This window comes from Streptomyces sp. NPDC055243 (assembly GCF_044544025.1).
GTDB lineage: Bacteria > Actinomycetota > Actinomycetes > Streptomycetales > Streptomycetaceae > Streptomyces.
This window is the reverse complement of sequence record NZ_JBITWR010000001.1, coordinates 185,583-204,567: the sequence shown is the minus strand read 5'-3', so window position 1 is coordinate 204,567 and position 18,985 is coordinate 185,583. Positions and strand designations below refer to the sequence as shown.

Below are 18,985 nucleotides of genomic sequence, written 5' to 3'. Positions count from 1 at the left end.
CGGCCGGGCTCAGACTTGGGTAGCCCGCCCTAGGTGACGACGAGCAGGACGACCCACATCACCGCGGCGAGCACGGGCAGGCCGTAGACGATCAACGGCAGGGCGCTCAACCCCGGCAGCCGGCAAGCCGCCTGCGTCTCCGCGAAATCCGGGAGCCGCTCGGCGGCCCTCCGCTGCAGAGCCCGGCAATAGCGCAGATGACGGTGCCCTACGTACAGCCAGATCACGGTCAACGCGATACCGAATGCGGCCATCACGCGCGCTGCCGCCTTGGTGTCTCCAGCCGTCACGGTCGTGCTGTAGGCGACAGCCAGCAGCGACTGTGCGACGAGGAACAGGTTGCCGCGCTGGAACAGCATCGTGTCTTCGTGAAGCCCGTGCTCCCACAAGCGGGCGTCTTCCGCTCGTCGGCGTTCGTCATCCCCTGTCGGCATGCGGCAGGCATGCCCCTCCGGGCTTCGAACAGTCGCGTCCGCTTACGCGCCGCCGAAGGCGCACGGTCAACGCGACGCCCCCTCCGCACTGCATGCGGAGGTCTCCTTCAGGGGGTGTTGTTGGTCTTAGCCCACACGCCGCGAGTCGACGAGCGGACGTTGCGCTGGTCCTGGTAGACGGTTCCCTCGTAGTGGTTGTGGATCTCGGCGGGCAGGGCCTGCTTGAGGCTCTTGACCAGGCCCCGGATGGAGAAGAACGCGATGGGCGGGGCGGCGCAGATGAGGCCGACGACGACCGGGTTGGCGTGACCGGAGTAGTGCAGGACTGCGGAGACCGCGGCGCCGAGGCAGAGGGAGAAGAACCCGCCCGCGATCATCATCACGCTGGCGTCCGTGGCCCTCTCGCTCATCGCGGGGCGGCCGGGCTGCTGGACGGGCGGGGCGTCGCCGATCTTCGGTACAGGGGTGTCGTCGCGGAAGCTGGTGGGGAGTTCATCGAGGGCGGCGATGAGGCGGCGGGCGGCTGCACGGTCGGCGTCGGTGGGCTCGGACTGTCCAGCCGCAGGTGCGGCGTGGATCGGGTGCCGCTCAGGCTGCGGACTGGACATGAGGGGTCTCCTAGTCGATGTTGCCGGTGCCGCAGCACACGGTGCAGCGGACTTTGGCGATGTCGTGGATGTGGGAGTCGAGCGGGATGTAGCCGTCGATGCAGACGGCGCACGGGTTGGTCGGCTCGGGCTTGTAGTCGGGGTCGGGCTCGTGGCCGCCCGTCTGGGCGTCCCAAGCGGCGGTGAGGGCCGCGGCCTTGGTGGCGGCGACCGCCTTGTCGGCGGTGCCGGTGACCGCGCCGACTACTTCCTTCGCCGCCTTCTTCACGGGGCGCGTCACGCTGCGGATCGCGGCCCGCTTCCGACGTCGCACGGCGGGTTTGGCGATCCGCCGCCAGTACACGCGGCTGGCCTGCTTCACGTCGTCGACGGTGATCTGCGGGTGCAGCGTCCCGGCGAGGACCGCACCGCCGACGGTGATCTCGAACGTGTCCTCGTCCGTGGCCTGTTGGCGGCCGGAGCTGGCGGCCTGGATCTGCTTCAGCGTCCCGAGGGTGACGAGGGGCTCCTGCCAGGAGTGGGACTGCCAGCAATTCGCCCACACCGGCAGCGCGTCGATGAACCCGGCGCCGTCGAAGGTGAAGGCCTCGGAGGCGCACTCGGGACATCGGTAGGGGTGTCCGTCGATCGTCATCTGCTCGATCTTGATGGTGAGCATCTTCCGGACTTTCCTCTCATTTCGATCGGACAAGAAGCGGACAAGGGACGGAAACCTGCAGGTGGGCTATCGGACAGGCATCGGACACGAGCGGACAGCCGCAGGGGTAAGCGGCCAGTCCTGTCCGATGCCTGTCCGATAGCTGACCTGGAGTTTTGTAGCGCGTGTCCGATGCCTGTCCGATGTCAGGCGCGGACATTTCGGGCCGCAGTAACGTCGGTGAGTAGATAGCCGAGCGTGCGCTGGCCGTCCGGTCCGATGACCTTCTTCACCTCGATGTCGACGCCGAGCCGTTGCAGTTCGTCCTTCAAGAGCTTCCCGACGCGAATCGACCAGCCGCGGTCTGCCTCACCGTCCTGCCGCCCATACTTGACCGAATCGGCGAGTGCCAGGGCCTCATAGATCTCGGCGTTGGTGGCGCAGTCTCGACCGGTGGAGCGGGCCACAATCTCAATCCGCTCAAGCAGCGTGGTCCGGACGATGCGCCCGTTTCCACGATCACCTCCGGCCGCCGACGACACTCCCGTCTGGGCCACGAGGTACTCCTCGATCGGGTCGCGCCACTGTCCGGGCAGCCGTCCCGCAGCCTTTCGCAGCTCGTAGCCGTCGGCGATGATCGGCGGTCGGTCGTCGTCCTCAACCAGACCAGAGCGGGCCGAGATCGTGCCCGTGTCGGGCGTGTCGAGCCAGCACCGGCCTCGCTGGCTGAGCGGGATCGTTGAGGCGTCGAAGCCCTGCCCGGCCATGCCGTCGCCCATGATCGTGTTGGATGCCTGCGGAGACTCCGTGTTCATCGCGGCCCGCACGACGAGGTTCTGCCGCAGCCGACCGCGCACCACGTCCACCTCGGGCACCTGCGTGGCAAGCACCAGGAGGACACCCAGGCCAGCGCCGACGGCGCCGATCTGGCAGAGGTTCTCAACGATCTCTTCGACGTATGGGCTGGTGCTCTTAGCGGTAAAGGTCGCAAGCTCATCGATCTCGATGACCTCGATGCCGCCGATCTCTTCGATCAGGTCCTCGGTGAGCTTGGACTTACCGCGGTCGTCGAGGAAGTCCGCACGCCGGTCGAGATCCTCCAGTACGGCCCGCGTGAACAGCAGTAGCCGCTCCGGGTTCTTCTTCACGAACGTGGCCAGCAGCGGGGCGAGAGCGTTGTGCTCACCAGACGCCTTGCCGTCAAAGAGCCGGACGTTGATCCGAGCGTCCTTCGCCACGGCCAGGTTCAGGTTGGCGAGCAGCATCCCCTTGCCGCTCCGGGTCCGTCCGCCGATCAGCATCATCAGGTCGCGCAGCAGCATGCGGATGACGTTGCCCCGCTTGCCGAAGAGGATCGGAGCACCGTCGTTCCACAGGTCGAGCGGGCCCTGGTGGCCGACGAGCGGGGAGCGTCGGACCACGCCGAACGGGTCTTCGCTGGCGACCCAGATCTGCAGCATTGTCTCGACACTGCCGACGCTGAGATCGATCCAGTCGGAGTGCACGCCGAGCGCGGCGGCGATCTGCTGCTTCTTGCCTACGGCGACGGAGGCGGGGATCCCGGACGGAGTGTGGATGGCGTAGGCGATGCCGGGTCCGTCGGTGTGCGGGATTCCGACACCGCGGATCTCTCCGGCCCGCTTATCCGGCACTGCGCCAGCCTCGACGAGAACACGGCGCATGGTGTCCTCGCCCAGGTGCGAGGTGCGGGTGGGCGCCGTGACCGGGAGGGTGGCGGGGTCTTCGGGCCGGCCGAAGTAGGCGCCGGTGAGGATGAAGGCGAGGGCCATCAGGAGCTGCACCCACAGTCCGCCCACCGTGGCGCCGACCGGAACGCCGATGGCGACGACCAGGCCGCTGATGCCGGTGCGGATCCAGTGCTTCTTCTTGTGCGCCTTGTACTCGGCACGGCGGACCTCGAGGACGGCGCGGGCTTTCGACTCCTCCGCAGCGCGGGCGCTGCCGCGCGGCATCTGCTTGGCCTGCTTGAGCATCAGCTTCGCGGTGGCGATCTGCTGCCGGTAGCCGTCGTGGTAGGCCTTCCACCAGCGCAGGCACAGGTTGCGGTAGCCGCGCACCGACCAGCCCAGGTAGTAGGGGCTGTGGGTGGCGTGGAACTGCATCCAGTCGAGCGTGTTGTCGCGGGCGTACACCGCCCACTGCCGCAGCTCCTTCGCGGACAGCATCCACGCGGGGCGCGGGCGCTTCTCCACCACCCACGCGGGCGGCTGCGGGATCGTCGCCGCCTCCGTCGCCGGGGCCTCGGGGACGAGCGTCAGCGTGGCGCGCTCATCGCTCATCGGGCTAGCCATGGCGGGTCCTCAGTCCTTCTTCTCGGCGCGGACTGCGTCGCGCAGTCGCAGGGCGTATTCGTTGCGGCAGCCGACGGCTTCGCGGACGTTGCGGGCGGACAGACGCTCGGTTCCGCCGAGCGCGTCGGCGAGCTTCCTGACGGCTTTCAAGTCCGCCTCGGCGAGGGGCTTCAGGGGCTCCGTGTCGGCCGTACTCCGAATGCGGCGCTTCCCTTTACCCCCAAGGGCTGTACGGGCCTTGGGGGCGCCGTCACGCGGACCGCCCGCCGGGGTACCCGATCCGGCCCCGGAAGGGCCTCCGTCTCCGCCCTCCGTGCCGAAGATGTCGGCCAACAGCAATTCGACGGCCAGGCGTTCGGGCGCCTGGTCCGCGTAGTCGAGCACCGCAGACACGTCAGCCTCGGCGTCAAGGCGGTCGGCAATGACGTTGGCGGTGACGTTGACGGGGGCGCCCTCGATGTCCCACCAGGCGCGGGCCCACGCATCCTCGGGCTTGAGGGTGCCGAAGGGTGCGGCCAGCAGCAGCTGCTGCTGGCGGGCGGCGACTCGCTTGAACGTCCTCGCGCGCCGCTTCTCGTGCCTGGAGCGCGCCTTCGTCTCTGCCTTCTTCTTCGGGTCTGACGCCGCTGCGGTGAGCGTGAGCACCCATTGGCGGACTTCGAAGAACAGCGGTCCGCCGAGCGTGACGGCGGCAAGCCCCAGACCGGCGGCACGGGCGTTGTCCGCGCTGATCCCGTGGTCGACGAGGGACAGCCCGTACTTGTAGTTGATGTTGGCGGCGAACCCGGCGGCCGACAGCGACAGTACCCGCAGCAGCCAGCGCACCCAGGGAGACAGCTTGCGGGCATCCGCATAGGCGACGCCGGCTGCCATCACCCAGGCGGCACCTTCGACGGCAGGCCCGATCGGGGCCAGCATCCAGTGGATGCCGATGAAGTGGAGGATCTGCGCGGGAAGGGACGCCAGCGCGGACAGGGTGACCAGGCCGAGGGTGCCTTTGCGGTACACGTTGCCGGGCGTGAGGGTCTTCTCCCGGCGGGCGGCGCGGGACTGCCTGCGGGCGATCCGGTCGCGTCGCCGCTGCGCCTTCTCCTCGCGGCGTTCCTTCTTCTCCTCCAGGCGTTCCTCGCGGCGCAGCTTGGACGCGAACTTGGTGTCCTCGCGCCGCTGCTGAGCCTCCTCACGCTTGTCTGCGCGGCGCTCTTCGAACCAGCTGCTGCTCACGGCGGATCAGTCCTTTCAGTGTTCAGTGGCGTGCGGGTGCGGCGGCAGGGCTGATGGCTTTGATCAGCGCGGCTGTGAGCTGCAGGAAGACGAGGAGTGCGACCGCCCCCAGGGCGTGCGCGGGCCGTTCCGGCATCCCCGCGGCCTGAAGGGCGACGATCGTGCTGTAGGCGGCGGCACCGGCGGGCGGATACGGGGCGAAGGCCCGGAGGGTGGGCATCACGCCTCCGGCTTCGGCATCGCCCGGCACGTCTCGGCGTGGGCGTTGGCCTCGTCGCGTGATTTGACAGGCGTGTTCTCGGCGTAACCCCAACCCAGCTCGCGATCCCGGCCGCCTGCGTCGCAGCCACGGCAGGCCCACTGAAAGCCTGTGCGGTCGAAGTCGTGGGCCGATCGGCCAGGGGTGGCGTACCGGTGCACCGTCCACGCCTTCTCGTAGAGCTCGACAGAGGCGCCACCCCGCGTGAGGAACCGCATCAGGACGTTCGGCTCGGTCTTGGCGGGTTCAGTGGTGGTCTCGGGCATGACAGTCTCCTTACGTCGGGTCAGGAACGGGGGAAGGGTCAGCAGCGACATCAGTGGTCTCCTCGGCTGCGTCGGGTGGTGGTCTTCCTCCAGCCGAGCGGCCCCGGAAGATCCATGGATGTGGTGCGCCGTCCGGTCGACGAGATCGTGTGGCGCGGTCCTCCCCGGCCGCCCAACGTGATCGACCAGCTGCGCCGGTTGATGTTGAGCTGGACGCCGGGGAGTATCCGGAAGCTCTTGCGGAACATGAGCGGCATCAGGTCTCCACCAGCGGCTCGGGCCGGAACACGACGGCGCCGCGCTCCCGGTCGGGGTAGTGCGGGCCTGCCGAATATCGGGCTCGCCGCCAGTAGGGGCGGCGCAGACGCCACACCTCCGGCGTGTAGTCGAACGCCATCCGCCAGCCGGGCTCGGTCGGCCACTCCAACTGGGCGGCGATCCGGACGGCGTCGGTCGGGTCGTCGGCGCGGACGTAGACGGTGAGAAGGCCGGACGGGCGGGTCGGCCACGTGACCGACCATCGGGGCTTACGCATGGGGCTTCCTCTCGGGTCAGGCGGTACGGGTGCGGGGGCGGCCTCGGTAGGCGGTGACGACCAGGACTCCGAGGACGGTGAGCAACACAGACGGCTGGGCGAGGAGTTCACCGATCCCGGCGAACATCAGGCCGAGAGTGCTGCCGATCACCGAGGCGATCGGCGGGCAGACGCCCACCAGGAGCAGGAAGGCCACCAGCAGCGGTACGGACAGTCGGGGCCGCATGGCGGCCTCCCTTCGTTCGGGCGTGATCAAGGCTTGTGGACTGGCGACGGTCTAGTCAGCGCCAGATGGACTGCCTGGGAACGATCATGTTTGGCGGGCAACCGCCGACGTGGCCTTCGCACGAGCAGGGCTTGTTAGCGGCGGCGCCGATCCCCAGGAAATTCGCCAGAAGCCCCGCCTCCTGCTGGTGCTTCTTGGAGCACGGCCAGCACACTCGGCACTCGCCGGGAGGAACATCCGCGTCCGGCATTGCAGGTCAGCTCCCCTTCTTGGTGCCGCCGTGCCACCACGAGACCTTGTCTGCGGCCTGGTTCGCCGCCGCGTTGAGCCGCTGGTACTCCGGCGTCTCGTGACGGATACCGGCCTTCTCCTCACGCCGCTGGTTCGCGTGCAGAGCGGCGTCGGCGGCCTTCAGCTCGGCGATCGCGGCCTTCTCCTCGGGTGACTTGCCGAACAGGCCCATGTCGAACTCCTCTTCGGTTGGTCGGTGTGGAAGTCGCTGATGCGGTTCCCCTCGACCGGGCCCGTGCGAGACGGGCCCGGCGGGCAGCCGGTCAGTTCTTGTCGCGCCCGAAGAAGCCCTGCCGGACCTCGGCGGCCTCATCGCGCCAGGCCTGGGCGGACTCGCCCGCTCCCATGCCTTCGGCGGTGGCGGCCATCCGCTTCGCGTCGGCGTACTCGCGGGCGGCTTCGCTGTAGCTCTGCTTGTCACCCATGACGGGCCCCTCTCAGATCGGTGGATGGAAGTGGTGCGCGCCCCGGGCCGCATTCGATACGACGCCCTCACGGCGAGATGCCGGGGCCTGTGTGCTGGCTCAGACGGGGTGGTTGGGCTTCCACGTCCCGGCCTTGGCCGCCGCCAGCTCGTCGAGGTACGAGTCGGTGGCGTCACGCATCGCTTCGGTCGTCGGCGAAGCCGCAGCCGCGAGCCCGTTCGCCGCACCGTGCGCCGACGCGATGTCCGCCTGGATGTCGGCGATCAGGTCGTCCTGGCCGATGCTTCCGGCCTTCATGTAGTGGCGTGCAGTCACAGTGATCTCCTTGGTGGAAGTGGTGGTCCGGACGGGGTGTCCGGCTCCCCTCACCGCCCGGCCGCCCGGGCAGCAAGGGCAGCCGTCAGCGCTGCACGACCGGCTTGCCGATGTCCCGGTGCGAGACAGTCACGGTGAAACCCCGGCGCCGCAGACGGCGGGCGAGCGTGTCGGCAACCACCACCGAGCGGTGCCTGCCACCCGCACACCCCGAGCCGACGACGATCCGGCCACCAGACGGGCCACGGCTGAACGCCTGCACCAGCCGGACACTCGCCCGCAACAGCGAACGGACACCGCGGGTACGCAGCACCGCACGCCGCACCAGACGGTCACGGCCCGTCAACTCCCGCAGGCCCGGATCGACATGCGGGTCACGGAACGCCCGCCGCAAATCCAGCACCACATCCGCGACAGGCGCATCAGCGTGCAGAAAACCGAAGCTGACGATCTCCACCGCGGGCATCAGGCAGCCGCCGGGTAGTCGAAGCCGTCGAGCTCGGCCAGCAGGTCCGGGTTGATGGCGCGGGCGAACGTGCGCAGCGACCGCATACGAGCCCGGTCATCGTCAGCACGGGCCGCCATCCAGTCGGCAACCAGCTGCTCCTCAACCGACAACGGCTTCGACACCTCGGCCGACGGGACGAGAGATGCAGCGACAGACAGGTGCGGAGACATGACGATCCCTTCGAGGATCAAGGAGTTGGTCCGCGGGCGGCGGGGAAGGAACACCCGCCACCGGCGGCGAACAGAGGCTGCGGGCAGGGCCGGGGGTCATCCCCGCCCGCAGCCGGTCTAGGGGTTTACGCGGCGGGCGGGTGCAGCGGCGCGCAACGGGCCGCCCAGTCCAGGTGCAACGGGCATGTGGTGCGCCGCCCGGCGGGCACCTGCCGCGCGTCCTCGGCGTGCAGGCGCTGCAACAGCCGATCCGACACATCCGCCGGCATACGAACCGGGGCGACCAGCGCGGTACTCACGACAGCTCCACACGGTGCAACGCGCCAGCTGCGGCCAGCAGGGCGCGGAGGGCGGCCAGGTCCGACAGGGCTTCGTCCAGCGACTCGACCTGCACCGGCGTCCGGTCACGGACATCGACGCGGGACAGGCGCTCGACCCTCGCCAGGCACTGCTCGAAACGGATGACCGCACGGTCCACCGGCGAGGCGGGCTGCGGGGCGCGGACCTGCATCGTCAAGTCGTGCGCGATGCGGTCGTTCACCGACAAGCCCGGCTGCGTGGGGGCGGGGCGCAGGGTCGGGGTACTCACTTCGCCACCTGCTCGGCGAGGCCGTTCCAGACGGTGAAGGCGTGAATTCCGCCGTGCATGCCCGACTCGGCGATGCGGACGATACGCAGCGGGCTGCCGTCACGATCAACGGTCGCCCACTCGTCGACGGCCACACCGTCAGCGCGCGCCTCGGCGATGTCACTCTCGATCTCCGCGACCGAACAGACACCCCAGAGGGAGCCGAAGCGGTCGAAGTTCACGACAACCTGCGGAGCGAACGCCAGCTCCAGACGACGCACGGCGCGGTCGGCGTAGAACGGCAGCGGGGCGGTGGGGTGATCGGCGCCCAGAGGCACCGGTACGATCTGGGTAGCCACAGGATCTCCTCGTTAGAACCTGGTGGTGAGGGCCGGCCCGCGGTGTAGGAGTCGCGGTGTCCGGCCCGTCTTCATTTGTGCATCGCCCGCGGACTGGGTCCGGTAGGAGTGGGCGACGATCACGATTCCAAGCGCTGCTTGGATTCGCTGATTTCGACAGTAGAGGCGTCTGCCATCGGCGTCAAGCGACTGCTTGAAGTGAGTTGAAATCACCCCTACTCTCACTTCATGACCGACTCCCTGGAACCCGCCCGCGTCACGCTGGTCGACGCCATCAACAAGATCAGCGACGACGTCGAGCGCTACCAGACCGTCAAGGACCTCGAACTGCGACTCGGCGACACCTTCAAAGAGATCAAGGCGAGGTCCGCCCGCAACCTGTACGAAGGGCGCACCTGGGAACAGGTCGGCGAACTGCTCGGAGTCACAGGCTCCCGAGCCGAACAGATCTCGCGTGGCGCGCGCTAGAACATGAACACTCATGCCGCCGAGTCAACGCCCCGCACGGGCGCGGTAGAACGACGCGACGACGACACGACAACGCCATAGCGAGCACCACCCGACACGGCGCGGACACCGACCCGCCGCCGGACCGTCAGACCCGAGCGCCGCGAGCACGGGAGCCCCATTGTGGAAATCGTAGACACCTGGACCGGGCGCTCGGCCTGCCTCCTACAGCAGGCCATGCGGCTCACCAACGAGGCATTCGCTGAACGCCTCGGCATCTCCGAGCGCACCATCAGCCGATGGCACGCACACCCGGATATGACGCACCGGACCGAGGTGCAACAGATCTTGGACCTGGCACACGAAAGAGCGGAGGAGACGGTGCAACGGCGATTCGCCCTCCTTCTGCGCCCACCCGCGCAACGCGTAGAAGCTCAGGCTCTACGAGTGGCGATCGCCATCGTGCTGCGGGGCGATGACGTGCTGCTCGTATGCCGACGTGGCGATGGCGAACTGCGCTGGCAGTTCCCGGCCGGCATGGTGAAGCCGGGCGCGGACCCGGCGACAGTCGCCGTGCAGGAAACCCATGGCGAGACCGGGGTTCACTGCACCATCCGCCAGGACTTGGGGGAGCGCCTCCACCCGAAGACGGGGGTGGTCGCCGCCTACTACCTGTGTGACTTCCTGGCAGGGGACGCCTCGAACAGGGATGCATTGGAGAACGTCGACGTCACCTGGGTCCCGCGTGCCGCGCTGACCCGCTTCATTCCGCAGGACCAGATCTATCCGCCGATCCTGAGCGCCTTGGAGGCGACCGTATGAGCGAGACGACTGACAAGCCCGGCATCTCCGCCGCGATCATCGTGTCCGAGGGTCGCGTCCTGATGGTGCGCCGCCGCGTGAAGGAAGGCGAACTGTCCTGGCAGTTCCCCGCCGGCGCGATCGAGGAGGGCGAGACGCCGGAGCAGGCGGCAGTGCGCGAGACGGCCGAGGAGACGGGGCTCACCGTGGAGGCGGTCAAGCTGATCGGCGATCGCGTGCACCCGAAGTCGGGGCGCTTCATGTCGTACACGGCCTGCTCCCCCCTGTCCGGCGAGGCGCACGTCGCGGACGACGAGGAGCTCAACGCGGTGGCCTGGGTCACCCACGCAGAGATCGGCGAGTACGTGCCCTACGGCCTATTCGAGCCGGTGCAGGAGTACCTCGACGGCGCGCTGCCTCACTGAACGTAGTGGGTTGCTTGTCACCAGCCGAGAACTGGCACAGCACTGCACGGGGGTGAATGAATGGGCACCCCGAACAACGATCGGCCCGGTGCGTGAACACCGGGCCGAATCGAACCAGCGAGCGTGAACTCGCTGATCATCAGATCCGTCTCGTCAAAGGGGACCTGCCATGCAGCGTACCGTCTCGACCTCGTTAGCACGATGCCGTATCACCTCGCGCGACGTCCTCACCACCCCGCTCCCCCAACTGCTGGCCGAGCTGGATGTGGAGGTGGCAACGTCGCGGATCACCGACCCGACATTCACGGGATATGTGGTCCGTGAAGGTGCCCACATCGTCCTGGCGTTGCCGCCGGAGCGTTCCGACTGGGAGCGCGACATGATCACGCGCCACCTACTGGGCGACGCACTCCACGTGCCGATGCCGGATCCGCCGGACGGGTATCAGATCACCGAGCTGGAGCCGGAGCTCCTGGCCGCACCCTAATCGCGAAAGGCCGCCCTCGTCGAAGCCCACCCGAGAAGAGAAGGCGAATGCTGATCATCCATCCAGCCGCGTCACCAGAGAACGCTGCGCAGGCGATCCTCAATGCAATGCAGGACGAACGCCTCAGCTTCCGGGCGCGCGGACTTCTTGGCCTGCTACTGAGCCACCCCGGGGAGAAGTGGGACCACTGCAATCTCAACTCTCTGGCCGCAGACATTTCCAAGCGACAGAAGGTCCTCACAGGAGCCGCATCAGGGCAGGGCGCACAGGCGATACGCAACACTCTCTGCGAGCTCGAAGAAGCTGGCTACCTGGTTCGCCGTCTGATCGGGAACGGCGTCAATCCCGAGTCGTGCATTGAGGTCATCGACACTCCAGGCATGTGGGACTCCATTCCGCCACCAGCGGATCGTGACCATGACTGCGACGTCTACGTGGTTGGTCAGTACGGCAACCCAGTCGTCAAGATCGGGACCACATCAAGCCTGCAACATCGGGTGAGGAGCTTGCAGTCGGGCTACCCATTGCGCCTTGAGGCGCTTTGGCGCACGCCCGGAGGGTGGGGGCTGGAGCGTTACCTGCATGACCACTTCGCCGACATTCGCCTTCAGGGGGAATGGTTCGACTTCGGCGATCGGGATCCCGTGGACGCGGTGGCCAAGGCTGCGAATGCGCGACGAGGCGGGCACACCTAGCCTGGCTTGCTCGCCGCTGCTCGCGCGCGAGGCGAGGTGGCCTGATCGCCAGCTGGCCGGCATGGGGCTTGCGCGCTACTTTCCGCGACCCGGCCCCCGCCCGATCTCCGGGCAGGGGCGCCATTCCCTACTCGTGGTCGGGCTGCCCGTTCCCTTCGCTACTGCCATCCGCCGCGGCTCGGTCGTCGATCACGATGGCGACGGGTTCGGCGCCTTGGCCTTGCTGCGGGTTTTCGACGATGGCCCGGACGGTGTCGGTGAGGCGACTGTGGAGGTGCGCGGCGATGGCGCGGGTGCCGGGCGTGTCTCCGGTCCGGCTCACGACGTCGAGGCTGGTGATGGCGGCTACGAGGCTTGGCCCGGATACGGCTGCGGTGACGGCCCCGTTCTGCATGGTGACGGCGCCGGGGACGTGGAAGTGCTGGTCGGGTCCGGCGTGCTTGACGAGGAACTCCCACGTGTCGCGGTGGGCTTGGAGGGTGGCTGCGGAGATGCCCGCCGCAGCACGGAGGATGGCCTCGTCCGCCGTGGCCGCTTCTGGTGTTGCCACCGCCGTGGGCTTGCCATCTTGGATAGGCATCGGCTCCGGGGCGGTTTCACGCTCCAGCGAGACCGGTTGGACAGCTGCCGTGCTCTTGGCTTGGCTGTCGAGCTGGCTGATGCCGCCGCGAATGGCGACGAGCTCGGTGCTGATGCGCGTGAGCGGGTCACCGATCGTGTCGTGGGTGCGGGTGAGCCCGTCGCGGATCACGGCCCGGTTTTCGGTGAGACCGGTGTTGATGGCGGCGGTGGCGTCCTGCCTGATCTGGTCGATGGCGAGCTGCTGGTCGGAGACCTGCTGTTTGAGTGCGGCGAGGTCGGCGCCGATCTGTCCGAGCTGGCCGATCGCCTGCCGTAGCAGTTCTGCATTGTCGTTGCCGAAGATCGCCATTGGCCCCCCTGTGGTCGTCGACTGACGTGGCCAGCGTGGGGCCCGGTTGAATTGGCGACAAGCGGGCAATCCGGCCATCGGGTGGCACGTACCCGGCGCACGTGCCGGAGCGCGCTACCGTCCGCCGGCTTCCCCGTTGTCTTCATTGTCCTGCAGCGTGCCGACCACCCCGGTCCCGCCGCACGCATCGCACTGAACGCTGGTCTCGTTCCCGTCGGCGTCCCGCACGGTGATGGTCCCGCCAACGCAGTTCCCGCAGGCTGGCACCTTGGCCTCCAGGAGCCGCTTCGACAGGTTGATCAGCCGGGTGTAGCGGTAGTCCTGCTCGAGGGCGGGGATGTGTTCGCGGTCGACCCAGGCCATGGCTGCTCCTTGCGTTCCCTGTCAGGGTCCCGCTGTCGACCGCGGGCAGCAAGGCGTCCCCGTCAGTGACACCGGCAGTCGCAGAGCCTGCCGGTGTACTTGTGGTTGATCCGACACCGCTGGTGCATACGCTGCGCCCACACGTTGAGCTCGCCGGCCCGGCCTGGGTGGGCGGTGGCGGCGTCGGTGAGGGCCTGGGCGGTCTCGCAGGCCGTGGACGTGTACGGCCGCACCCGGATCAACCCGAGGACGTCGTCGGGGAGCTGTTCGCGGGTGTCGCCGGGCGGGGGCGGGGTCCAGTCGGTCACGGGGGTCTCCTTGCGTCCACGCCAGGGTCCCGCTGTGGGGGTTGCGGTGCAACGGTGCGACTCGATCGCACTTTCAACCCTAGGCTTGACAGTCATTCAAGCCTAGGGTTGAATGGCGTTATGGACACCGCAGCAGCCGCCACCCAGGCCCACGTCACCACCGCCACCATCCGCACCTGGTGCCGCCATAACGTGATCGGCGCCATCAAGGTGGCCGGCCGCTGGATCATCGACACCGCATCCCTCGCCGCCCGCATCGCCATCGGCGCCATGCGCGCCAGGAAGCAGGCCCCCATGCCTCTCGACCTGACCGCGGCCTACACCACCGACCTCCCCGGCGAAGGCCCCGTCACCATCACCCCGGTCATCAAGCGTCGGAGCCGCAACGGCCAGAACCTGATCAGCGTCACCGGCATCGTCCCGCTGCTCGCCGAGAAGATCGACGCCATTGCCGACCTCGGTGCCCGCCTCCACGCCGTGACCGTCCTGAACCGCGTCACGATCGTCATCACCGACCTCACCGACGCCGATTGGGACGGCGACCCGCAGGCCCGCGAGTCCGGCCAGCTGCGCACCACCTACAGCGGCGAAATCCCCCAGATCACCGTCGACGACGTCCTCGACCTCGCCACCCAGCTGCGCACCCAGCTCGCCGCCTGAACATCACTGCGACCCACGGGACCCGACATGGCTCTGCATATCGACTGGACCGAGCACGACAACCTCAGCCCGCGCGAGGCCTACGACGCCGCCGGGAAAATCATCGACGAGGCGAAAACCGCAGTCGCCGCACGCCGCGACCGCATCGCCCACGACCTCCTGCAAGAGCACGGCGCCGAGGAAGCGGCCACCACCCTCGGCATCTCCAAGACCCGGGTCTACGGCCTGGCCGCCCGCTACCGCGACGCCCAGCCCGAGATCTTCGACAACTTCCCCGGCCGACAGATCGCCTCCTACGACCTCCTCGACGAGGTCATGGACCAGTACGGGCTCGGCAAGCGCGAGGCACACGAGGCCATCCACGCCTACCTGCAGCAGCTCGTCGACCTCGGAGAGGAGGGCCAGGTCGTCATCGCAGCTCGGCCCGCGCGCCCCGAGCTACTCAAGGACAACCCCCAAGACCTCGACGTGCGCTACTGGTACATCGTCCGCGCCGAGACGGTCGACGAAATCCGCGAAGCGCTGACTCTGCACTACGCGGCCGAGTAACCTCGTCCCACTGCTCCCCGCCAACGCGGGGATGATCCATTGTTAGTTGGCAACTCGCAGTGCTCCCCACCTCCGTGGGGGTGAACCAGTAGAAGAGAGACCAGCAGTCAGAAGGCTGGGCTTGCTCCCCGCCTCTGCGGGGCTAGAAGCACCCCGGTCTCACGGCCGGACACACGAAAGCCCCTGCACCGGAGATCCGGGCGGGGGCTTCGTAGTGCCGCCCGTCCCCCACCTCCGCCACTGTCGTTACCCCGGCATGGATCTCTCCGCCGACCTTCCGACCGCCGTGGACCCGCCGGCCCCGCTCCTGCCGCTGCTGACGCTCGGCGAGGCGCACACCGTGCTCGACGTGCTGGCCGCGGTGGCGTCCGGCGGCCAGGCGGACATCGAGGCGGCCGGGGTGCTGCTGTCGAACCTGGCCGCCCGGGTCCCGTCGCGGGAGGCCGAGGCCTTCGACGAAGAGCCGCTCAAGATTTCGAAGCGGGGCCAGGCGATCGCACGGGCTCTTGGGGATGCACCTCGGAGGCCACTACGGAATCCGGACGGCCGCTAGCAGACGGCGAGGCGGCAGATCACTCGCCGCCCTTCTCTAGATCCCAGCGCTTGTCGTCGGCGGCGCATTCGGCGACCGTCGGCCCGTCGTGGGCGCCGGAGCCCGCCGAGTTCCCCTGAGCCGCCTCCGGGGCCCCTAGAGGTCGCCCGGCGCCATCTCGGCCCTGCGGGACGCTCTCAGCGCCATCTGTGGCCGCCTGCGGGGGTGTTGGGGTGGCGGTCACGGCTGCTCCTTGCGGTCGCGGCGGATGCGGTGGATGGCGACTCCGAGGGCGATGAAGCCGATCACCATCCAGGCGCAGACCAGCCAGACGGCGACGGTCAGGGCGGTGCTCATGCGTCGACCTCCAGGACGTATCCGGTGCGGCGGGGCTGTCCGTCGCGGGTGTTCGGGTTGGCATGCAGGGCGGTGACGAGGATCTGCCGGTATCGCTTCCCGGTGTCGGCGTCGATCACGTGGGCGCGGCTGTGTCCAGGCGTGAACGAGGAGATGCGGATGCGGGGCCCGCCGCGCGGGTCGCAGCTGCGGTAGATCTGGCCGGGCTGAATGGTGCTCATGCGGACTCCTGGCGGGTCTTGGGCGGGCAGAGTTCGATCTCGTGGGGGTGGATGAGGCCCCGGACGAGGCAGATGGCGATGGCGTGGGCGCGGTCGCGGGCGCCGAGCTGGTCGTAGGCGAGGCGGACGTGGGTCTTCACGGAGTCTTCGGAGATCCACAGCAGGCGGCCGATGTCGGCGTTGGAGTGGCCGTTGGCGGCGAGGCGCAGGACTTGCAGGCGACGGGGTGTGAGCAGGGCCCGGTCTGCGGGGAGGCCTCTCGGGGCGGGTCTGCTCACAGCCACTCCCCCGTGTTGACGTCCTGGACGCCCGCCCACTGCTCTTCGCTGACTCGTTGTCCGCGTATGTCGGCGGGTCGTGGGTCGGTGTCTTCGCCGATGAGTGGGCTGGTGTCGGAGGGGCCGCACGGCTCGACGACCCACGCGGCGGTCACGACGCGGCCTCGTTGATCGCGCGGGCGACGGCGAGGGTGGGGGCCACGACTTCGCTGCACGAGTCTGCGCCGTGCTCGCAGCACAGGAACCCGTCGTCCCAGTGCTTGCCCGCGAGCTCCATCAGCTCGCTGAGGGCGGGGCCGAACTGCGTGACCGCGGAGGGCCCCCACGGGGCGGTCGGTTCCTCCGCCGCCCAAGAGCGCAGCTTCTCGGCGGCGGCTCGGAGTTCGTCGGCGGGGCTGGTCACGTGATCCTCCTGGTGCGGTGGATGCGGCGCCAGGTGGCCTGTCCGCAGGTGAAGCACTTCCGACCGAGCAAGCCGCGCGTCAGAGGGGCGGAGGGTTCGTGCCGCCAGACGTGGCGGGCGAGGCGGCTGTGCGGAAGGCGGCGCAGGCAGTCAGCGTCGCTGCACCGTGACGCCGCCTCTTCCTCAAGAAGCTCGACGATCTGATCGGCAGCGGATAGACCTGCGATGGCAGCTATCCGGTCGCGGAGATTCGCGGTCACGGTGTCCTCCTGGTCGGTGGTTTCGGTACGGCCAGTCCGTCGCGTTTCGCCATCTGTGTGAGTGCGCGTTCGATGACGGCGGCGGGGACTTGGCCGGGGTAGCAGGTCGCGAGGATGCGGGCGGCCGTGTGGTTGACGTACTTGCGGGCGGCAGGCTTGGCGGGTCTGGCGGGTTTCGCGCGGCCGTCGGCGTCGAGGGTGAGACGCGGGCCGGTCATGAGGCGGCCTTCCGTGCGGCAATGCGGTTGGCGAGCCCCCAGAACATTCGGGCGAGCGCTGGCGGCTTGGTACGGGCCGCGGGGTCGGCCATGGCGTCCGGCGGCTCGATGGCGCGGCAGGCGTTGTCGGCAATACGGCGGGCCTCCTGGGTGGGCCATGCGGCGCGCGCGTCGACGGCTGCGGTGGTGGCGTCGAAGATGCAGGCGCGGGTGGTGACGCCTCCCTCGCGGGCCGCGACGACGGCGGTCTGTACATCGCGGAGCAGGCGGTCACTCTCGGGATCACGCATCGGTGTTCCTCCGGGTGCGGGGGTGGGGGGTGGTGGTGACCACCGCCCACAGGCGGTCAGTTGGCGGGGGTTTCGTATTCGAAGCTGATGACGATCTCGTCGTCGCCGACGTGGAAGCGCAGGGCGTCGCCGTACAGCGGCTTGTCGTCGGGGATCTCGTGGTGGTCGCGGTAGGCGCGTTCGGCGACCGCCCACGCCGCACTGATCTCCTGAGCCGGAGCGCCCCACGGATCTGCGGCGGGGACACGCCAGCGGCGGATCGTGCGGGTGACCGTCTCGGAGGTGAAGTCAGCCACGGGGTCCCTCCCCCGCCTGCGGGATGAGCACGTCGACGCCGCACACGTCGCAGCCGCCGCCGTACTCCAGGTCGTCCGCTTCGAGCGGGGTCAGGCCCGGCCGTCCGTCGCCGTGTGCGCGGCACAGGTAGGTGCGGGGGGTCGTGGGGTGGCGGTAGGCGACGACGTCGGGGCCGAACACCTCCGGCTCGGCGGGGCGGTGCGCCTCGTCGGCATCGTTAAGCCAGCTGGTCAGCTGAGGTCGGAGAGCTCGGGCCGTCGGGAGTTGCAGGATCAAGTCGCCGACGGGCGCGGTCTCGGAAAGGCTGACCGCTTTGTCGATCGGGATGGTGATCCGCCCGTCGTTGAGGGATCCGCCCTCAGCCTCGTTCCACAACAACAGCGCCGACGCCGACGCCTGCTGCGCCTCGTCGGCCATGCGGCGGAGCTCGGCGGCGGCGTCCTTGCGCCCGTTCGCGTAGGGCGAGTTGCGCGGCTCGTCCGGCCACTCGGTGAAGAAGCGCTCCATGTCCGCGTCGAGGTGGTCGGCGGCTTCCCGCAGCACGGCGGCCCGGTCGGCGGGCGCGGGGAGAACGGCCAGCACCGCGTCGGCGTCAGCCTCAGCGTCCGCTTGCCACCGGTACTCGCAGTCGGCGTAGCGGCGGCCGGGGTTCTGCCGCTCCCAGATGGCGGCGGCGATGCGGTCGCGAAGGTCCCGGTCGGCGGGTGCAGACGGCGCGGCGTGGTGCGGGCAGTCGCGGCCCCGCTCCCAGCCGCCGATGTCGGTCACGGTCTCGTGCGGCCCGCAGTAGCGCGGCGTTCCGTACTTGCGGGTCCACGGGCGGCAGGTACAGCCGTCGACGCCGAACTGCGGCTCGTCGGCGGGCGCGGACGGTGCGGCAAGGCGCCACCGCGTTCCAGCCTCATCGGCGTGGCTGCCCTGATGTCCGGGGCGCAGAACGCATTCAGTGGACTCGCCACCCAGGACCGGCGTCAGGACGTCACCGCAGCGCTCGGCGGGCGCAGACGGCGCGGCGGCGGGATCGTGTAGCCGCGCCTCCTCGGCCAGCCAGCCCGGCCAGCCGTCGGGGCCGTCCGCGAAGTGCGTCGTCATCTCGTTGGCTGGTTCGTCGCGCTTGCCGAAGCGTGTCCACCAGCCCGTCACGGACGCGGAGATGCGTGCGGGCTTGTCGTCTCGGGCGGCGCTGTAGACGAGTTCGATCAGGGTGGGGCTGATCCCGACGCCTGGGGCGTGGCTGCCGCTCATTTCGTCTTCGGTGAGGGTGGGGGCGCCGGTGATCCCGTAGCGGATCTTGTGGCAGTACGGCGTGCGGTCAGTCACGGTGCG

The 18,985-nt window shown here is 69.0% G+C and carries 38 protein-coding genes; 8 read left to right on the top strand and 30 right to left on the bottom strand.

All coding sequences use genetic code 11. The features are described 5' to 3' along the window. Positions 1 to 29 precede the first annotated feature (29 nt). From ACIGXX_RS01195 to ACIGXX_RS01110, 18 genes are all read right to left on the bottom strand, one after another. Complete coding sequence (locus tag ACIGXX_RS01195) at positions 30 to 359, bottom strand: hypothetical protein (RefSeq protein ID WP_399971629.1); 330 nt, start codon at positions 357 to 359, stop codon at positions 30 to 32. A 182-nt stretch (positions 360 to 541) separates the two neighbouring features. After that, the gene (locus ACIGXX_RS01190) at positions 542 to 1,042 is read right to left on the bottom strand and encodes a hypothetical protein (RefSeq protein WP_399971628.1); all 501 of its coding nucleotides are present in this window, start codon (positions 1,040 to 1,042) and stop codon (positions 542 to 544) included. Positions 1,043 to 1,052: 10 nt separating this feature from the next. Then, positions 1,053 to 1,700, bottom strand: a complete 648-nt coding sequence (locus tag ACIGXX_RS01185; RefSeq protein WP_399971626.1) for a hypothetical protein — start codon at positions 1,698 to 1,700, stop codon at positions 1,053 to 1,055. A gap of 185 nt (positions 1,701 to 1,885) precedes the next feature. After that, positions 1,886 to 3,991: a hypothetical protein gene (locus tag ACIGXX_RS01180; protein ID WP_399971624.1), complete on the bottom strand. Its 2,106-nt coding sequence runs from the start codon at positions 3,989 to 3,991 to the stop codon at positions 1,886 to 1,888. A 9-nt stretch (positions 3,992 to 4,000) separates the two neighbouring features. Beyond that, on the bottom strand, positions 4,001 to 5,215 hold the full coding sequence (locus tag ACIGXX_RS01175) for a hypothetical protein (protein WP_399971622.1): 1,215 nt from the start codon (positions 5,213 to 5,215) through the stop codon (positions 4,001 to 4,003). 22 nt (positions 5,216 to 5,237) lie between these two features. Beyond that, positions 5,238 to 5,435, bottom strand: a complete 198-nt coding sequence (locus tag ACIGXX_RS01170; RefSeq protein ID WP_399971620.1) for a hypothetical protein — start codon at positions 5,433 to 5,435, stop codon at positions 5,238 to 5,240. Continuing rightward, complete coding sequence (locus ACIGXX_RS01165) at positions 5,435 to 5,791, bottom strand: hypothetical protein (RefSeq protein ID WP_399971619.1); 357 nt, start codon at positions 5,789 to 5,791, stop codon at positions 5,435 to 5,437. Before ACIGXX_RS01165 ends, ACIGXX_RS01170 begins: the two co-directional genes overlap by 1 nt. Next, positions 5,791 to 5,997 carry a DUF4236 domain-containing protein gene (locus ACIGXX_RS01160; RefSeq protein ID WP_399971617.1) on the bottom strand — a complete coding sequence of 69 codons (207 nt, stop codon included), beginning with the start codon at positions 5,995 to 5,997 and terminating at the stop codon, positions 5,791 to 5,793. The genes ACIGXX_RS01165 and ACIGXX_RS01160 overlap by 1 nt, the downstream gene beginning before the upstream one ends. Then, complete coding sequence (locus ACIGXX_RS01155; RefSeq protein ID WP_399971615.1) at positions 5,997 to 6,275, bottom strand: hypothetical protein; 279 nt, start codon at positions 6,273 to 6,275, stop codon at positions 5,997 to 5,999. Before ACIGXX_RS01155 ends, ACIGXX_RS01160 begins: the two co-directional genes overlap by 1 nt. A 16-nt stretch (positions 6,276 to 6,291) precedes the next feature. Then, positions 6,292 to 6,501 carry a hypothetical protein gene (locus tag ACIGXX_RS01150; RefSeq protein WP_399971613.1) on the bottom strand — a complete coding sequence of 70 codons (210 nt, stop codon included), beginning with the start codon at positions 6,499 to 6,501 and terminating at the stop codon, positions 6,292 to 6,294. 256 nt (positions 6,502 to 6,757) lie between these two features. Beyond that, positions 6,758 to 6,964: a hypothetical protein gene (locus tag ACIGXX_RS01145; protein ID WP_399971611.1), complete on the bottom strand. Its 207-nt coding sequence runs from the start codon at positions 6,962 to 6,964 to the stop codon at positions 6,758 to 6,760. Positions 6,965 to 7,055: 91 nt separating this feature from the next. Beyond that, positions 7,056 to 7,217: a hypothetical protein gene (locus ACIGXX_RS01140; protein WP_399971609.1), complete on the bottom strand. Its 162-nt coding sequence runs from the start codon at positions 7,215 to 7,217 to the stop codon at positions 7,056 to 7,058. Positions 7,218 to 7,316: 99 nt separating this feature from the next. After that, a complete protein-coding gene (locus tag ACIGXX_RS01135; RefSeq protein WP_399971607.1) occupies positions 7,317 to 7,532 on the bottom strand; it encodes a hypothetical protein in 216 nt (71 codons plus the stop codon). Positions 7,533 to 7,617: 85 nt separating this feature from the next. Continuing rightward, entirely contained in the window at positions 7,618 to 7,998 is a 381-nt protein-coding gene (locus ACIGXX_RS01130) for an ATPase (protein ID WP_399971605.1), read from the bottom strand. Continuing rightward, complete coding sequence (locus ACIGXX_RS01125; RefSeq protein WP_399971603.1) at positions 7,998 to 8,210, bottom strand: hypothetical protein; 213 nt, start codon at positions 8,208 to 8,210, stop codon at positions 7,998 to 8,000. The genes ACIGXX_RS01130 and ACIGXX_RS01125 overlap by 1 nt, the downstream gene beginning before the upstream one ends. A gap of 125 nt (positions 8,211 to 8,335) precedes the next feature. Continuing rightward, complete coding sequence (locus tag ACIGXX_RS01120; protein ID WP_399971601.1) at positions 8,336 to 8,509, bottom strand: hypothetical protein; 174 nt, start codon at positions 8,507 to 8,509, stop codon at positions 8,336 to 8,338. Then, positions 8,506 to 8,799, bottom strand: a complete 294-nt coding sequence (locus ACIGXX_RS01115; RefSeq protein WP_399971599.1) for a hypothetical protein — start codon at positions 8,797 to 8,799, stop codon at positions 8,506 to 8,508. Before ACIGXX_RS01115 ends, ACIGXX_RS01120 begins: the two co-directional genes overlap by 4 nt. Then, the gene (locus tag ACIGXX_RS01110; protein WP_399971597.1) at positions 8,796 to 9,137 is read right to left on the bottom strand and encodes a hypothetical protein; all 342 of its coding nucleotides are present in this window, start codon (positions 9,135 to 9,137) and stop codon (positions 8,796 to 8,798) included. The genes ACIGXX_RS01115 and ACIGXX_RS01110 overlap by 4 nt, the downstream gene beginning before the upstream one ends. Before the next feature lie 228 nt (positions 9,138 to 9,365). Here ACIGXX_RS01110 and ACIGXX_RS01105 point away from each other — a divergent pair, with 228 nt between their 5' ends. The 5 genes from ACIGXX_RS01105 (at position 9,366) to ACIGXX_RS01085 (ending at position 11,992) form a co-directional block, all read left to right on the top strand. Continuing rightward, the gene (locus ACIGXX_RS01105) at positions 9,366 to 9,605 is read left to right on the top strand and encodes a hypothetical protein (RefSeq protein WP_399971595.1); all 240 of its coding nucleotides are present in this window, start codon (positions 9,366 to 9,368) and stop codon (positions 9,603 to 9,605) included. A gap of 162 nt (positions 9,606 to 9,767) precedes the next feature. After that, positions 9,768 to 10,406 (top strand): NUDIX domain-containing protein, encoded by a 639-nt coding sequence (locus tag ACIGXX_RS01100; protein ID WP_399971593.1) that lies wholly within the window; start codon positions 9,768 to 9,770, stop codon positions 10,404 to 10,406. Next, positions 10,403 to 10,810: an NUDIX hydrolase gene (locus ACIGXX_RS01095; protein ID WP_399971591.1), complete on the top strand. Its 408-nt coding sequence runs from the start codon at positions 10,403 to 10,405 to the stop codon at positions 10,808 to 10,810. Before ACIGXX_RS01100 ends, ACIGXX_RS01095 begins: the two co-directional genes overlap by 4 nt. Positions 10,811 to 10,979: 169 nt before the next feature. After that, positions 10,980 to 11,297, top strand: a complete 318-nt coding sequence (locus tag ACIGXX_RS01090) for a hypothetical protein (protein ID WP_399971589.1) — start codon at positions 10,980 to 10,982, stop codon at positions 11,295 to 11,297. Positions 11,298 to 11,344: 47 nt separating this feature from the next. Next, positions 11,345 to 11,992 carry a GIY-YIG nuclease family protein gene (locus ACIGXX_RS01085; RefSeq protein ID WP_399971587.1) on the top strand — a complete coding sequence of 216 codons (648 nt, stop codon included), beginning with the start codon at positions 11,345 to 11,347 and terminating at the stop codon, positions 11,990 to 11,992. Positions 11,993 to 12,119: 127 nt separating this feature from the next. On the opposite strand, the gene ACIGXX_RS01080 is transcribed toward ACIGXX_RS01085, so the two are convergent. The 3 genes from ACIGXX_RS01080 to ACIGXX_RS01070 form a co-directional block, all read right to left on the bottom strand. Continuing rightward, entirely contained in the window at positions 12,120 to 12,923 is an 804-nt protein-coding gene (locus tag ACIGXX_RS01080) for a hypothetical protein (RefSeq protein ID WP_399971585.1), read from the bottom strand. Between the two features lie 114 nt (positions 12,924 to 13,037). Continuing rightward, positions 13,038 to 13,286, bottom strand: a complete 249-nt coding sequence (locus tag ACIGXX_RS01075; protein WP_399971583.1) for a hypothetical protein — start codon at positions 13,284 to 13,286, stop codon at positions 13,038 to 13,040. A gap of 62 nt (positions 13,287 to 13,348) precedes the next feature. Beyond that, positions 13,349 to 13,594, bottom strand: coding sequence for a hypothetical protein (locus ACIGXX_RS01070; RefSeq protein ID WP_399971581.1), 246 nt, complete (start codon positions 13,592 to 13,594; stop codon positions 13,349 to 13,351). Between the two features lie 120 nt (positions 13,595 to 13,714). Here ACIGXX_RS01070 and ACIGXX_RS01065 point away from each other — a divergent pair, with 120 nt between their 5' ends. The 3 genes from ACIGXX_RS01065 (at position 13,715) to ACIGXX_RS01055 (ending at position 15,356) form a co-directional block, all read left to right on the top strand. Further along, a complete protein-coding gene (locus tag ACIGXX_RS01065; RefSeq protein WP_399971579.1) occupies positions 13,715 to 14,254 on the top strand; it encodes a hypothetical protein in 540 nt (179 codons plus the stop codon). 27 nt (positions 14,255 to 14,281) lie between these two features. Next, positions 14,282 to 14,803, top strand: coding sequence for a hypothetical protein (locus tag ACIGXX_RS01060; RefSeq protein ID WP_399971577.1), 522 nt, complete (start codon positions 14,282 to 14,284; stop codon positions 14,801 to 14,803). A gap of 256 nt (positions 14,804 to 15,059) precedes the next feature. Next, a complete protein-coding gene (locus tag ACIGXX_RS01055) occupies positions 15,060 to 15,356 on the top strand; it encodes a hypothetical protein (RefSeq protein WP_399971575.1) in 297 nt (98 codons plus the stop codon). Positions 15,357 to 15,688: 332 nt separating this feature from the next. Here ACIGXX_RS01055 and ACIGXX_RS01050 read toward each other — a convergent pair whose 3' ends face one another. From ACIGXX_RS01050 to ACIGXX_RS01010, 9 genes are read right to left on the bottom strand one after another with little or no spacing between them, the layout of a single operon-like run. Beyond that, positions 15,689 to 15,913, bottom strand: a complete 225-nt coding sequence (locus ACIGXX_RS01050; RefSeq protein ID WP_399971573.1) for a hypothetical protein — start codon at positions 15,911 to 15,913, stop codon at positions 15,689 to 15,691. Continuing rightward, entirely contained in the window at positions 15,910 to 16,191 is a 282-nt protein-coding gene (locus tag ACIGXX_RS01045) for a response regulator transcription factor (RefSeq protein WP_399971571.1), read from the bottom strand. Before ACIGXX_RS01045 ends, ACIGXX_RS01050 begins: the two co-directional genes overlap by 4 nt. Further along, the gene (locus ACIGXX_RS01040; protein WP_399971568.1) at positions 16,188 to 16,346 is read right to left on the bottom strand and encodes a hypothetical protein; all 159 of its coding nucleotides are present in this window, start codon (positions 16,344 to 16,346) and stop codon (positions 16,188 to 16,190) included. Before ACIGXX_RS01040 ends, ACIGXX_RS01045 begins: the two co-directional genes overlap by 4 nt. Further along, positions 16,343 to 16,594, bottom strand: a complete 252-nt coding sequence (locus tag ACIGXX_RS01035; RefSeq protein ID WP_399971567.1) for a hypothetical protein — start codon at positions 16,592 to 16,594, stop codon at positions 16,343 to 16,345. Before ACIGXX_RS01035 ends, ACIGXX_RS01040 begins: the two co-directional genes overlap by 4 nt. Further along, the gene (locus ACIGXX_RS01030) at positions 16,591 to 16,854 is read right to left on the bottom strand and encodes a hypothetical protein (protein ID WP_399971565.1); all 264 of its coding nucleotides are present in this window, start codon (positions 16,852 to 16,854) and stop codon (positions 16,591 to 16,593) included. Before ACIGXX_RS01030 ends, ACIGXX_RS01035 begins: the two co-directional genes overlap by 4 nt. Next, positions 16,851 to 17,072, bottom strand: a complete 222-nt coding sequence (locus ACIGXX_RS01025) for a hypothetical protein (RefSeq protein WP_399971563.1) — start codon at positions 17,070 to 17,072, stop codon at positions 16,851 to 16,853. Before ACIGXX_RS01025 ends, ACIGXX_RS01030 begins: the two co-directional genes overlap by 4 nt. Further along, positions 17,069 to 17,362: a hypothetical protein gene (locus ACIGXX_RS01020; RefSeq protein ID WP_399971561.1), complete on the bottom strand. Its 294-nt coding sequence runs from the start codon at positions 17,360 to 17,362 to the stop codon at positions 17,069 to 17,071. The genes ACIGXX_RS01025 and ACIGXX_RS01020 overlap by 4 nt, the downstream gene beginning before the upstream one ends. Positions 17,363 to 17,418: 56 nt before the next feature. Next, positions 17,419 to 17,658: a hypothetical protein gene (locus ACIGXX_RS01015; RefSeq protein ID WP_399971559.1), complete on the bottom strand. Its 240-nt coding sequence runs from the start codon at positions 17,656 to 17,658 to the stop codon at positions 17,419 to 17,421. Next, positions 17,651 to 18,979: a hypothetical protein gene (locus ACIGXX_RS01010; protein ID WP_399971557.1), complete on the bottom strand. Its 1,329-nt coding sequence runs from the start codon at positions 18,977 to 18,979 to the stop codon at positions 17,651 to 17,653. Before ACIGXX_RS01010 ends, ACIGXX_RS01015 begins: the two co-directional genes overlap by 8 nt. Positions 18,980 to 18,985 lie beyond the last annotated feature (6 nt).